Genomic DNA, 15,299 nt, shown 5'->3' on the forward strand with positions numbered 1-15,299 from the left:
CTCTAATATCATATATTAAATATATTTTCAAGATCTTCACTCGAGAGGTTTGCCGTTTCAAAATCAGATGGGGTGAATTCAGCATGTTTTCTCTGACAACAATGTTGAATCAAATCTCTCAATTGATTCATATACTCCATGAAAAATTGCGATATTGTTTCTTGTTTAAATTTGTTTTTGCTATACGTAATCGACAAATTCAACTTTTTATCTACTGTATACGCAACGATATCTAGCAAACAATCCATCTCATTTTTATTGCTGTTATCTTGACCGGAATTTTCATACGCAAATTCAAAAATTCCATTGGAAAATGTAGCATTAAAATCACCTAAATAGTTAAAACGAACATATTTTCGAGATTCGGAACTTAATTCCTTCGAAATATACTTTAAAACTCCATAATTTAGACCTTTACTTGGAACGCTACGCAATTGCTCTTTTAATTGTTTAATTTGTTGTGATATATCTACATCCTCAAATTGTAACCGAATTGGAAATAGACTCGTAAACCATCCAATAGTTCGCGATACATCAATTTCATCATTTAATTCTTCACGCCCATGCCCTTCAATTTCAATAATCACATCATTTGTTTTAATATACTTAGCCATTACCAATGATAGCGCTATAATCATTAGTTCATTACCTTTTGTTCGATAAGCTTCATTTGCTTTTTGTAACAGCTGCATAGTTTCTTCTTCTGTTAACTTCTTAATCATTTTCTCGCAAAATTCCATACGATCCAATCCTAAATCAAAATCATGAAATGAATTCTCTTCATATTGATATACATGCTCCCAGTATCGCTTTTCTGATTCTGGAATTTTTTTACTCATTCTCTTTAACTCAATTGCCCAATCCTGTACCGAATTATCTTTTGGCGGCAAAGAAGTTTTCTGCTTATTTTCTATCTGTTTATATAATTGATTTATATCTTCAAAAATAATTCGCCAAGATATACCATCAACAGCTAAATGATGAGCTGTCATCAATAGTCTTTTACCAAAATCACCTAAATCAAATATACAAACTTTAAGAAGAATTTCATTTTCAATATTAAAGCTCGATTTCAATATTTCTCCAATACTAGCAATACGAATACTTTGCTCTATTTTTGATAATTCAGATAAATCAAATGATTCTATTTTTATTTTTTTATTGTAATTATTTTGATTATAAAATAATTCCTTCGTTTCCATCCGGTAACTCAAGCGAAAAGCGTCGTGATGACAAACTAATAAGTTAAATGCCGATTCAAGTATCCCAACCTCAACGTCATCCTTTACTTTGACTAACACTGACTGTGTATAATGGTTTATATTGTTCAAATCTTGCGAAAAAAACCATGAGATAGATGGTATCGTTTCAATACTACCAACACATTGTTGATTACTCTTCTGCTCTTTTGTGCTAGTCATTTCTAAATATAAAATCATATCTTCAATAACTGGATTAGCCAAAATATCCTTTGTTTTTATTTTAATTCCTTTCTCACGTATCTTAGAAGAAATTTGAATTGCTTTAATGGAATCCCCGCCTAGATGATAGAAGTTGTCTCTTATACTTACTTTTTCAACATTTAATACTTCACGTATAATACCTACTAAATCACTTTCTATCTCACCTTCAGTTTTTTTCTCTATTTTAACTTCAGGTTTCGGCAAGGCCTCTCTATCCAGCTTTCCGTTAAACGTCAACGGTATTTCTTTCAACACAATAAAATACGAAGGAATCATATAAACTGGTAAGATCTCTTTTAAGAATCTAAATAGTTCGGATGTCTTCACCTTAGCATTCTCAGTATAGTAGGCACAAAGATAGCGGTTTCCATCATAATCCTCTTGATCAATCACTACCACTTCCTTAATGCTCGGATATTTTTGCAAGTTTATTTCGATTTCTTTTAGTTCTATGCGGAACCCACGAACTTTTACTTGATCATCTTTCCTTCCCAAATACTCAATCTTATCTCCTTCAATAAATCTAGCTAAATCACCCGATTTATACATCTGCTCTTTTGCCGAATATGGATTTACAATAAATCTCTCTCTTGTTAAATCCTGATTGTTAAAATATCCTCTTGCAACACCTTCCCCAGAAATATAAATTTCTCCAACAACTCCCATTGGTACTGGGCGAAGATCGGAGTCCAACACATATATTTTCATATTTTGTGCAGGTACACCAATAGGGACAGATACCCCTTTATCTTTTTCAATATCGAATTGATGAATCATACATCCTACAACTGTTTCTGTGGGCCCATATTCATTATATATTTTTGTTTCTCTACCTAACTTTTTCTGTATGTTTGCGGCAAGGTCTACTGTTAAATTTTCTCCACCAACAATAATTTTTTTAATTGAACACCCTAAAAAGTCTGAATCTTTCAATAAAGAAAGGTGAGATGGAGTTAATTTAATAATACTTGCTTTTTTTTCTTTAAATATCCTATATAATACATATTCGTTTGCATCAGCAGGATAAATAATAATCTGATTACCACTAATTAATGGGGTAAATATAGTTGTAACAGTAAGATCAAAAGCAAGAGATGAATACAATGGGAAAACTTCATTTTCACTTGCGCCTACATATACTTGATTTGCCCAAGAAATATAATTAACCAATCCTTTCTGTTCAATCATTGTACCTTTAGGGTTTCCCGTAGAACCCGATGTATATATGATGTAAGCAAGGTCAGTCGGCTCACTTCTATTTTTAATATTAGAAGTATCTCCCATATAAATATGAGCTGCATTTATATGGATAACCTCAACCGCATACAAAGAAAGATCCCATTGATGCGAAATATCAAAATTAGTGAACAGAATATTGATATCTGAATCTTGCAGCATATAATTGACCCGTTCAGATGGATATTGTGGATCAATAGGTAAATATACCGCTCCTGCTTTTAAAATTCCTAAAATTCCAATAATTGTTTCTAGAGAATGCGTAGTTGATATTCCTATTACTGTACCTTTTGTTACATTTTTCTTTAATATATATCTCGCTAATTGATTAGATCTATCATTCAATTCACGATACGTAAGTTCCTTATCTTCCAGGCAAATCGCAACTCTATCTGGTGTCCTTTCTACTTGTTCTTCAAAAAGCTGATGGATTGTCTTGTCCTTTGGATACTCCCTATTCGTTGCATTAAATTCATATACCAACTTATCCCACATATCTTCTGGTAAAATTTCTAATTCCATCAACTTTTTATTAGGCGACTCCAACATCTGATTCAGTAAATGACTGATTCCAAGATACATTTGTTCAATTTGCTTTTCTGTATACATATGATCCTTATAATCTATATCTAGATTAAATCCTCCTAATCTAGACCATTCTCGAATAATCAATTGAATTGAATAAATCTGATTCCTATTGTAAAATTCTTCATTTTCTATTGGTGTACCATTAATTTCAGTAGGAAGTTTTGTATTGTAATAGTTAATACATGTATCAAATAAATCACCGTATCCCTTTTTCTTTAATTCCAAATCTTTCACCAATACATCATATGGATATTTTTGATGATAATAACAGCGAACCAATTCACGATTAATGCTTTTTATAAAATCTAAGACTGTCATTTTACTATCAACAGTATGACGAAATGGCATAGTACTTGTTAACATCCCCACAATATTTTTTTCATTTTTCCCCGCTCGATTAAGCACAGGCATTCCAATAATTAAATCATCCTGCCCATTTACTTTATTTAAGTAAATATAATATAGGGCAACAAAGAATGCGTACACAGAAACATTTATGCCAGTAGCAAATTGTTTAATTTCATCCGATTGATTACTTGTTAAAGAATATGTTTTTCTATTTGCCTTTGCACAATCTACTTCGTTCTTCCGCTTCACAATTGGGAGCTTACTAAACTTCTCATTCCAAAAATTTTTATCCTTCATAAATCTTTTTGAAGTTAAATAGGATTCTTCCTTCTCAAGGCAATACATATAGGTACTATTAAGCTGATCTGTTATTTTTTCACCTTTCAAAATTTGAGTGTATGCATTACAAATCTGTTCAGTTAAAAGATTCATAGACCAACCATCAGAAATAATATGATGGACCTTAACGAAATATCCCCCTTCTTTAGTATCTTGTAACTTGAACAAAGCAAAATCAAATAAGTCTTGTTCATTGATATCGAAAGGTTTTGCAGCTTCCTGCTGAACCCAGGCATCTAAATCGTTCTGACTATTAAAAATAGTATATCGAACTTGATATTTATGATATTCCTCCACATATTGATGAACCTTCTCATCCGATTCTACAAATCGATGCCTGATTCCATCATTTTTTTTTATAAAATAATTAATTGCTTTCTCAAGACAAACAAAATCCACTTCTCCTTGTATCTTTACTGTTCCCCCAATATTATGCAATGGCTGATGAGGATTAATTTTCTCCATATACCAAATCCTTTGTTGAGGATGAGTTAGTGAAAAATATTCTCTATACTTCAAATTATCACCACTTTATATTTAATGTTTTTCGAAATAATTCACTTTTTGACCATATCTAATCATTTTTTTCGTCATTTCATCCGTAATATTATTCCATACAAAACCCGTTTTTCTTAACAGCATATTCGTTTTATCCCCCATTATATGGAACAATGTTTGTTCGACATCATTAAATGTTTTCAATTCATCTCCTATACAATGCAGCTGTAAATTATATATATCTGATGCATATTGATTAAATTGCTTTTCATCAAAGATATAATCTATAAATTTATCAATTGAAGTTTCTTTTACATCTATGTCTAATCCATACGTTGTTAAAAGAGCTGATAAGCTTACATAGTTAGGATTGAAAATGTGATGAGTCTCATTCATTAATTCTTTTTTATTAAACAACTTAATAATTGCCTGACTAACATCATCCACACATGCAAAATCTATATCTCTTTCCATTTCTGGAACCAATCCAATTCTTATATATGATTTCATCATTGAGTATAATGCATTCTGCTCTATGTTTTCTTGAAACCTTCCTGTTTTAGAATCAAAACCAATGTTTCCCACTCGAAAAATATTTACATTTATTCCCTTACCCCTCATTTCCAGTACAATCTTTTCAGCTTCTAACTTTGTCTTTGGATAAGGATTTTCAATAATTTGCCCTAAATCATTATCATACTCCGTATACAATATGTCTTCGTTATTCTTTACCACACCAGAAGCTACAGCTAATGTAGAAATATGATTCACATCTTTCTTTACTCCCTTAAGCGAAAAATCAATTACATTTCTCGTGGCTAGAACGTTTGCTTCATAGGATTTTTCATATTTCCCATAATGACTAACACTGCCTGCTGAATGTATAATACATTGGATTGTTTCACTCAAATATTGATAGTTCGGCAGATCTAAGCCCATATATTTTTTTGTCAGATCGCCACTATATACAAAAATTCTTTTCTTATACTTATCATAAAAAGATGTTCCAAAATAAGAGCAAACTTTTTCTTTAATGCGATTTTCTGCTTGTATACAATTGTCACTTCTTACAATTAAATGTACATTGCAATCTAATTCAGTTAATAAATCATGTAATAAGTAAACACCCAAATATCCCGTGCTTCCTGTCAATAGAACTTCTTTATAACTGACTTGGCAAGAAAGGTTGATTTCGTAATACTTTTTGTTTCTATCATCATATAAACTTCTTATCGCTATGTCTCCTCTTACCTTCTCCTCCATCAACCGATGCCTTTCTCCTCTAGCAATCAGATAAGTTGCTAATGCATCTGGAATAGTCTTCTCCTTTTTATATGTCATATGTTGCGCTAGATCAGAAACTCTAGGGTATTCAAATAAATGATTAATAGAAATATCAAAATCCTTCTGCAAGCTCGAAACAACATTGATAGCCGTTAGTGAGCTACCTCCTAATTCAAAGAAATCATCATGGATACTAACTTGTTTTACTCCCGTAACTCTCTTATATGATTCTATAATTTTCCGCTGTTTATCATCTTTCGGAACAATATTCCTCTTTAGCTCTTCTACATAGTCGCTTTGCGATAAAGGGGAACTCTCTTCCATTTCAATATCTTTAGACAGGCTAAAGAATTGCCGTTCAAAAGGATACGTAGGGAGCGGAACACGATATCTTCTTTCTTGCGAAAAATACTTGGACCACTCAATCTTCACGCCATGAATATGCAACTTACCAATACTTTGAAGCAAGTACTTGTCATCACAAGTTTTTTCTTTTGGATGCCTTACAGTATTTACAATCGGGCATATAGATTTTCCTTGAGTATGTTGTCTAACAAAACTGCTTAATGTTCTACCTGGTCCAACTTCTACAAAAACATTTTCCGTACCCGATAGTAGATGCTTAACGCCCTCAGAAAATTTCACTACATGTCGCAGATGATTCACCCAATAATCTGCACTTTTTGCTTGTTCTTCCGTAATCCATTCTCCTGTCAAATTGGATATAAATGGTATTTTAATGTCATGGAAATTAATTTCTTTTAACTTCTTTCCATAGGTATCTAAAATTGAGTCCATCATGGATGAATGAAAGGCATGGGAGGTTGCAAGTTTTTTGAACTGAAAACCGTCCCTAATCAATTCCCCCTCAAAAGTATAGATTGCCTCATCAGAACCTGAGATTACGCATGATATTGGACTATTCACTGCGGCAATAGATACATCTTGATTCATTAGTGGTAAAATTTCATTTTCCGAAGCCATTACACTTATCATGCTTCCTTTAGGTAATTGTTGCATTAAGGTCGCCCGCTCATACACCAACTGAAGCGCTTGCTTTAATGAGAACACTCCCGCCAAACAAGCAGCCACATATTCCCCTATACTATGTCCAATCATGCCGTCCGGGTAGATGCCCCATTCCATTAGTGTTTTTGCTAATGAGTATTCAAAAATAAATATTGCAGGCTGAGTATTAGAGGTTTGATTTATATCATCTCTCATTCTAACGTCCAAATCCTTTGGGTATAAGACTTCCTTCCAGTCGACCCCACTAATCTCTTCTAAAATCTCACAACAAAGATTCACTTCATCTCGAAATCTCTTCTCTTCTTTATATAAATCCAATCCCATATTTACATATTGCGCACCCTGCCCGGGGAACATGAAAATTATTTGCTTACTACCGCCATCACAAAGATTAGTTTGAACCTTAGCAGAATTTTGATTAAAAAATTCTTGCTTCGCTTCCTCTATATCCGAAACCACTAATGCTCTTCGATATTTTAAATTTTTCCTTCCATTTAAAAGTGTATAAGCTACATCAGCCAAATTCACATTATTGTTGTGAGTTAAATATTCAGCTAACCTTTTAGTTTGCTCTTCAAGAGATTTTTTCGTTTGTGCAGAAAAAGAAAGCAATTGATATCTCCTGCTCCGCTCCGAAGCTTCTCTTTGGGGAGGTTCCTCAAGTACAACATGGGCATTTGTTCCCCCCATACCAAATGAACTTACTCCCGCTCTTAAAGGAAACTCTCGGTTCTTCCATCCCGCCAATGTATCCTGTACATAAAATGGACTATTACCAAAATTAATTTTTTCATTTGCTTTCTCGTAATTAATGCTTGGTGGAATCATGCGATGCTCCAAAGCAACTACAGTTTTTATCAAACCTGCTATACCTGCAGCGTTATCAAGATGTCCAATATTCCCTTTAACCGATCCAATACCACAAAAATTATTCTTCTCTGTATTAAATGCCAACTTCAAAGCTTCAACCTCAATCGGGTCACCTAGCATGGTTCCCGTACCATGAGCCTCTACATATGATATACTTTCAGATTCTACCTCGGCCATGTGATGGGCTGCTCTAATAACAGCAGCTTGTCCCTCTACACTTGGCGCATTAAAACTAACCTTATCAGCGCCATCATTATTTATTGCGGATCCTTTCACAACAGCATGGATGAAATCTCCATCGGCAATCGCATCCTCCATACGCTTCAAAACAACAATTCCCGCTCCATTTCCATTGACCGTTCCTCTAGCATTAGCATCAAAAGGTCTACAGTGCCCATCTGGTGAAAGAATCATACCCTCCTTGTATAAATATCCTCTTTTCTCAGGTAATGTAAGTGAAACTCCTCCAGCCAAAGCAATGTCACAATCTCCACTTAATAGCGCTTGACATGCCAAGTGCACAGCAACCAACGAAGATGAACATGCAGTTTGAACTGTATAACTAGGACCTCTCAAATTTAATTTATGTGATAATCTGGTGCCGAAAAATTGAGAACCATTTAAAAATTCCGCTTCTTTTATAAAATCTTTCGCTCCATGATATACCGTTTCTAACCAATATAAGTTTGTTGCTGCTCCAATATAAGTACCAATTAAACCATTAAAGGTATCCGGAAAGTAAGCACTACTCTCTAATGCCTCCCAAGCACACTCGTGCAAAATTTTCAGCTGTGGATCCATTACCTCTAATTCCCTAGGTGAGTAATTAAATAATTTATTGTCGAACCATTCTGTTCCTGTAATAGCCCCACCAGCCTTTATATAATTGGAACTCTGGATCGTTTCTAGATCAATTCCTCCTGTCTGTAACTCCTTATCTGTGAAGAAAGTTACCGATTCTACACCATTCTTCAAATTTTCCCAGAATTCATTTATAGTATCTCCACCAGGAAATCTGCAAGACATTCCAATAATAGCAATCTCTATACCATTTCTTATCGGTTCTTGTGCACTATCATTCATTCGAATCCCTCTTTCTTTGACGTCTCTGTTTCAACCTATTTTTTGATTCCTTTATTACCTGAACTCTATTTGAGTTCACTTCTTCCTGTCCCCTGCTCTCAGCGGTCATCTTTAATTGCTGGGATAGAGAATAAATTGTAGGAAATCTAAATAGCATCATCACAGTTATGTCAATGTTCAAATCATTTTTCAACCGTTCATTTACTTGAATAATATTCAGTGAATTCCCACCAAGTTCGAAGAAATGATCATAAATACCGACCTGATTTACCCCAAGTACCTGTTTCCAGATCTCCGCTATCATTTTTTCTAGATTCGTTCCAGGTGCTATATAAGTAGTACCTAACGATATATAATTCTCATCATCCCTTTCTTGCAAGGCCCTTACGTCGACTTTGTCGTTATTCGTTAAAGGCATACTCTCTAATTGCACAAAATGTGAAGGAATCATATATTCAGGTAACTTATTCCTCAAATAATTCCTTAATTCTGTACTGGTAACCTCTTGGTTTGCAATTAGATACGCACACAAATAGCTTTCATTACTTTGATTTTGTTTTGCAACAACAATTGCATTCTCAATAGATTTATGATTTAAAATATGGGTTTTTATTTCATCTGGCTCTACTCGGACTCCCTTAACCTTTACCTGATGGTCAACCCTTCCAATATACTCGATGTCCCCATTAGAGAGCCACCTTGTAAGGTCTCCCGTTTTATACATTTTCTCACCTGGAATAAATGGATCAGGCATAAATTTTTCATCTGTCAAATCTGACTTATTGATATATCCCCTTCCTACACCTGCTCCAGCGATATATAACTCCCCAGTCACACCAATAGGTACAGGATAATAATCTTGATTTAAAATATATGCCCTATAGTTACTTAGAGGCTTACCTATTGGTATGCTCGAACTCTCTTCATTTTCATGACAAATATAGTATGTTGAAAAAATCGTCGTCTCGGTTGGACCATACAGATTAATAATCATCTCTGCATTAACAGTACTCTTTAATTGATTATAAAGACTCTTTGTAAAGACCTCACCGGCTACAAGAACATAGTTAAGAGATTGACTTGTGACAATATTATCTATCAACACTTTCAAATGGGTAGGTACAGCTCCCAAGACATTAATTTTGTTTCTCTCAATAAAGTTCCACATATTTCTTGGCTCAGCGATTAGCTCTTCCTCAGGAATATATAACCTCCCCCCAGAGAGAATCGGGAGAAGAATTTGTTGAACAGAAACATCGAATGTGATTTTCGCCAGTAATAAATGATTCATTTCTTGATTAAATTTTAATTTTTGAATGAGTCCTATCAACTGATTCACAATATTTTTGTGTTCGACCATAACCCCTTTAGGGTTACCGGTTGTTCCAGAGGTATAAATTACATATGCCAAATCGTCGGGCTGGTTTATGCTTTCAAGATGACAACCATCTTTTTTACAGTTTAATTCATCATCCAACCTAATTATTTCCTGTTCAAAAGTAAAGCGTTCCTTCACATTATTTCGGGCCAGAACCAACTGACAATCACTGTCTCCCAAAAAATATTTTATCCTATTTATTGGAAGAGTGGGATCAATCGGCAAAAATGCACCTCCTGCTTTTAGCACACCGAGAACTCCTATGACCATTTCTAAGGAAGGCTCTACAATAAGTCCAACAACGCTATTTCTTTGCACTCCCTTTTTTCTTAAAGTGCGGGCCAGTTGATTTGCCCTTGCATCCAGCTCAGAGTACGTTAGTGTCATCTCTTTATATACGATGGCATTTTCTGATGGATTTTCTTTCGCTTTCTGCTCAAATATCTCATGCACCGTCATTTGATACGAATATTCATCCGTCGTATTATTAAATTTATAAAGAACGGTTTTCATCTCTGCTTCAGACATCATCTGGATATCTTGTAATGGTATATCCATCTTTTTGGTAATCTCATCAAGTAGATAAATAAAATGTTCTGCTAATCTTTGTACTGTATCCTTCTTAAATATATCCTTACGATACTTCCACTTAAAATGCATATCTTCATTAATTTCCAATACATGAATGAACATATCAAATTGAGTCATACTACTTTCAAATGGGAATTTACGTAAAGTGATCCCCCCTGTATCCTTAAAGAAATACTCATCATTATCCAAAGAAAACATAATATCAAATATTGGATTTCTCCCTGTATTTCGATAAACATCAACTTCATTTACTAACAATTCAAATGGATATTCTTCATGATCGATAGCTTTTATTGTATTATCCTTCACTTCATTCAGAAAATTCAGAAATGTCTTTTTGCGACATGGGAAATTTCTTATTACTACCGTATTCACAAACATACCAATAATCCGTTCCAAACCTGGACGAGATCGGCCAGCTGTAAGGGTACCAATCGTAATATCTTCTTGACCCGTATATTTTAAAAATAATACATTTAAAGCAGCAAGTAGCACCGTATATAGGGTTGTCCCATTCTCCTTCGCTATCCTTTTCAAACGCTTTGTCAAATCGTATCCCGCCATAATTGGTACATAATCACTATCATAAAGTTGCACCGGGTGTCGTGGATAATCTGTATTTAACTCTAACAATGGAGGTTCATCTTTAAATATGTTTAGCCAATACTTTTCTTTGCTCTTAAAATCATCAGTCTGAAAAAATTCTCCCTGCCATACTGCGTAGTCTCTATATTGTAATTTAACCGGAGGTAAGTCTTTATTTAAATAACTATCATAAAATTCCTCCATAATTATGTCCATCGATATACCATCAAAGACAATATGATGAGCATCAGTTAACAGTAAATGCTTATTTTCTCTGATTTTAATAACTTTAACTTTAAATAGAGGCGGTTGTTCCAGATTAAAAGGTGTAGCAAACCCATGTACATACTCCATTAATTCTTCTTCCGATGCTTCCACGATATCAACAATAACCTTTAATGTAGGATGTACATACTGCACCACTTGTCCATTGATGAATGAAAACGATGTACGTAAAGATTCATGACGATCAACAAGATGTTGGAAAGCTCTCACCAACATATCATATTCGAGATCACCCTCTATAATTGTCCCAGACGGTAAATTATAAGCTACTGAATCACGATTAAGTTGCCACATAATAAATAGCCTTTTTTGCTGTGATGAAACAGGATAGGATTCTCTTACTTCAACAGGTAATATAATTGAACTTTTATGTTGTTCCCCATCCAGTATTAGAGTTGTAAATTCTTTTATAGTTGGCTTTTTAAACATTTCACTCAAGTGTATATTCACGTCAAATTCTTGATTAACTTTCAATATGATTGAAGCAGCATTTAAAGAATGCCCACCTAACTCAAAAAAATTATCATACACTCCTATCTTTTGAATGTTAAGAACATCTCTCCATATATGTGCAACCTTTTTTTCCAATTCGCCTTCTGGTGCAATATAGTCGAAGTCTGATACTGGATCCAAGTTGGACACTGGCAATGCTTTACGATCAATTTTCCCGTTTTGATTGAGTGGCATTTTTTTCAGTTGAGTGAAGTAGGTTGGCACCATGAAATTCGGCAAACTTTTAATAAGGAAATTTCTTAATTCTGAGTTTGTTATATGCACATTGGCAACAAAATAAGCACTTAATACTTTCGTACCGAAAGTATCTTCGATTGCAACAACAACAACTTCATCTACATCTGGATGCTTCATAAGACAAGTCTCTATCTCCCCAACTTCTACCCGAAACCCCCTTATTTTCGTAAGATTATCTTTCCTTCCAATAAATTCAATATTCCCATCAGGCATCCACCTTGCCATATCGCCTGTTTTATAAACTTTTTTTTCGGTAATTTTCGGAAACTCTACAAATTTTTCTCTCGTTAAATCTGGAGCATTATAATACCCACGTGCCAATCCAACCCCAGCAATACACAGTTCTCCCGTTACACCAATAGGTACAAGATTCATTTCTTGATCCACAATGTATATTTCGACATTATTAAGAGGCTTTCCGATTGGAATCACCTTCAATTGTTCTATCTCTTGATTACTAATTCTATAGAAAGTGGCTAAATCCGTGCATTCCGTGGGACCATACGTATTTATAATTTCGCCCTTGAAATTTATTGATTTAACTAAAGGTTTGAGTTTTTTACAATTTATCGATTCACCACCTAAAAAAATACGCTTCAACGTGATTAACCTACTAAAATTAGTTCTCTCATTATACTCAACCAATGGATAAAAACCACTTGGGGTACAATTAACGCTCGTAATTTCATGAACATTTATATAATCAGACATTTTATTGTAATCATACATACCTGACTCAAAAAGGTGCAATCGCCCGCCTTTTATCAATGGAGCAAATAAATTTTTATGTGCTGTATCGAAACTAATTGGGGCAATTAATAATACATTATCGGTTGGATTCATATCAAATTCATTGGTATACCAATTGAGCAAATTCATAAATGAATTTCTTTTCACCATAACTCCTTTAGGTTCACCAGTGCTTCCAGATGTATAAAGAACATACATTAAGCTCTCTAATGGGATTTTCAATTCTAAATTCCCACTCATTTCTATAGGTGTACCGTCTCTTAAAGTTGTATCTATATCAATAAATCTAGTGTTTTCATTTATAAAATTAAATTCATTATTGCTGTACTTCAATATGATATCTACATTAGAATTACTTAGGAGATAATTAATTCGTTCATTTGGATAGTTTGGATCAATGGGTAAATATGCAGCTCCTGCCTTTAAAACACCTAATATACCAATTGGAAGTTCAAGCGATCTATCCAACATAATTCCTATTACAGAATCTTTTTTAGCTCCTAATTCAACTAATTTATGTGCTATATGATTTGCTTTTCTATTTAATTCCTCGTAAGTTAAATTTTGATTTTGATAAAAGACTGCTAGCTTATGTGGACTTTTAGCTACTTGAAATTCAAACAAATCAACAACAGATTTATCCTTAGGAAAACTTGATGTTGTGTTGTTAAACTCATTTAGAATACGATTTCTCTCATTGGATAAAATGTCGATTTCAGAGAGCCTTATACTAGGATTAGCTACTACCACTTTTAACAAATGAGTCAGTTGATCTATAACTCTTCCAATCAAGTCTTCTACACTTTCTTTACAAGTGACACAACACTCTATTTTATCTCCATGCCATTTAAAATTAAAGACGGTATCTGCATTTGTATAATGATTAGAAATATTATGTTGAATATTTTCAAACTGTATGACTGTACGAGGATTCAGTTTATTAGAATTTGCATTCTCATCTCCTAAAAGTTTTGCTAATCGCTTATGCGATACTTTCTGATTTTTATTTGCCTCTGAAATGTTTTGTTGTACTTTTAATAGAAGCTCCTTAAATGTCATATTACTATGGATATTACTTCTTATAATCAAAAGATGATCATAATATGCTGTGCCAGATTTTGATTGAATTACTGGCGTTCCAATAGAAACATCTTTACTATCCGTGTATATTGAGAGTAAATATTTCACACTAGCAATCAAAATGATAAATATTCCATATTCAGAATGATTACTTATTTCACTAATTTTATGTGATATGTTTTCTGACAATCTATATGTAAATACTTTTTCTCCCTGATTTTTCACACCAATTTTTTTATTAAAATTTAAAAAACTACTCATTTCTAAATCCGTTGATAGTTGATCCAACCAAAATTTCTCCTCTTTAGTTAACAAATCTGTATTATAAACATCATTGCTCATAATAATCTCCTCTCCCAACCAATGTTGAATTAATAAGATTTATAATATCAATGTAATTTTCATTAATAAAAAAGTGATCTCCTGGGTAGCCATAAACAACAGTATCTCTCGAAGTAAACTCACACCATTTTTCCATGTATTCCTCAGTAACATCGTCCATCTTACCGTACATTGCAGTAATACACGTATTTAACTTGTACAATTCATTACTGAATTTATATTCTTCTATCACTTTAAAGTCAGATCTTAAAATTGGTATAAACATATCCATTAACTGTTGATTATTAAGAACTTCTTTTGGAGTACCATTTAAATTTAATATCACATCTTTAAATTCTTTTTCTGGTAAGTTAGACACTTTTTGTTCTCTAATAAAATTAGGCGGTTTTACACCTGATAGAAAAATATGCACAGGAGCATTAAGATTTCTACTTTCTATTTCCTTACAAAGTTCATAAGCGATAAGCCCTCCCATACTGTGACCAAAAAACGCGTAATCGCAATTACCTACAACTCTATATACATATTCAAATATATCGTTAACCGCGTGATTCATATCATCATAACAATCTTCTTGAAATCTTTTACCTCTTCCTGCGTATTGAATTGGTTTCAATTCAATACTAGGATGTAAGTAATTTTTCCACTTACTATATATCGAACCGGATCCACCAGCATAAGGAAAACAAAAAAGCATCGTGTTATTCATATACTCTCCTTTCCTATGAATCAAAATTATTTACTAAATTTTAAAAGGCTCTATAGAACTTAATTAGCCACCTAACATCTCCCAATTTCTT

The 15,299-nt window shown here is 33.5% G+C and carries 4 protein-coding genes; all 4 read right to left on the reverse strand.

Annotation, left to right across the window (positions count from 1 at the left end; genetic code table 11):
- Positions 1-8 precede the first annotated feature (8 nt).
- The 4 genes from DN393_RS26855 to DN393_RS26870 are packed head-to-tail and all read right to left on the reverse strand — an operon-like array spanning position 9 to position 15,208.
- Positions 9-4,493, reverse strand: a complete 4,485-nt coding sequence (locus DN393_RS26855) for a non-ribosomal peptide synthetase (protein ID WP_149174116.1) — start codon at positions 4,491-4,493, stop codon at positions 9-11.
- A gap of 18 nt (positions 4,494-4,511) precedes the next feature.
- Positions 4,512-8,738, reverse strand: coding sequence for a type I polyketide synthase (locus DN393_RS26860; RefSeq protein ID WP_064476382.1), 4,227 nt, complete (start codon positions 8,736-8,738; stop codon positions 4,512-4,514).
- Positions 8,731-14,499: a non-ribosomal peptide synthetase gene (locus DN393_RS26865; protein ID WP_149174117.1), complete on the reverse strand. Its 5,769-nt coding sequence runs from the start codon at positions 14,497-14,499 to the stop codon at positions 8,731-8,733. The genes DN393_RS26860 and DN393_RS26865 overlap by 8 nt, the downstream gene beginning before the upstream one ends.
- On the reverse strand, positions 14,489-15,208 hold the full coding sequence (locus DN393_RS26870; protein ID WP_064476384.1) for a thioesterase II family protein: 720 nt from the start codon (positions 15,206-15,208) through the stop codon (positions 14,489-14,491). The genes DN393_RS26865 and DN393_RS26870 overlap by 11 nt, the downstream gene beginning before the upstream one ends.
- Between the last annotated feature and the right edge of the window lie 91 nt (positions 15,209-15,299).

Origin of the sequence: Bacillus sp. BPN334, assembly GCF_008368885.1 — a bacterium.
GTDB lineage: Bacteria > Bacillota > Bacilli > Bacillales > Bacillaceae_G > Bacillus_A > Bacillus_A wiedmannii.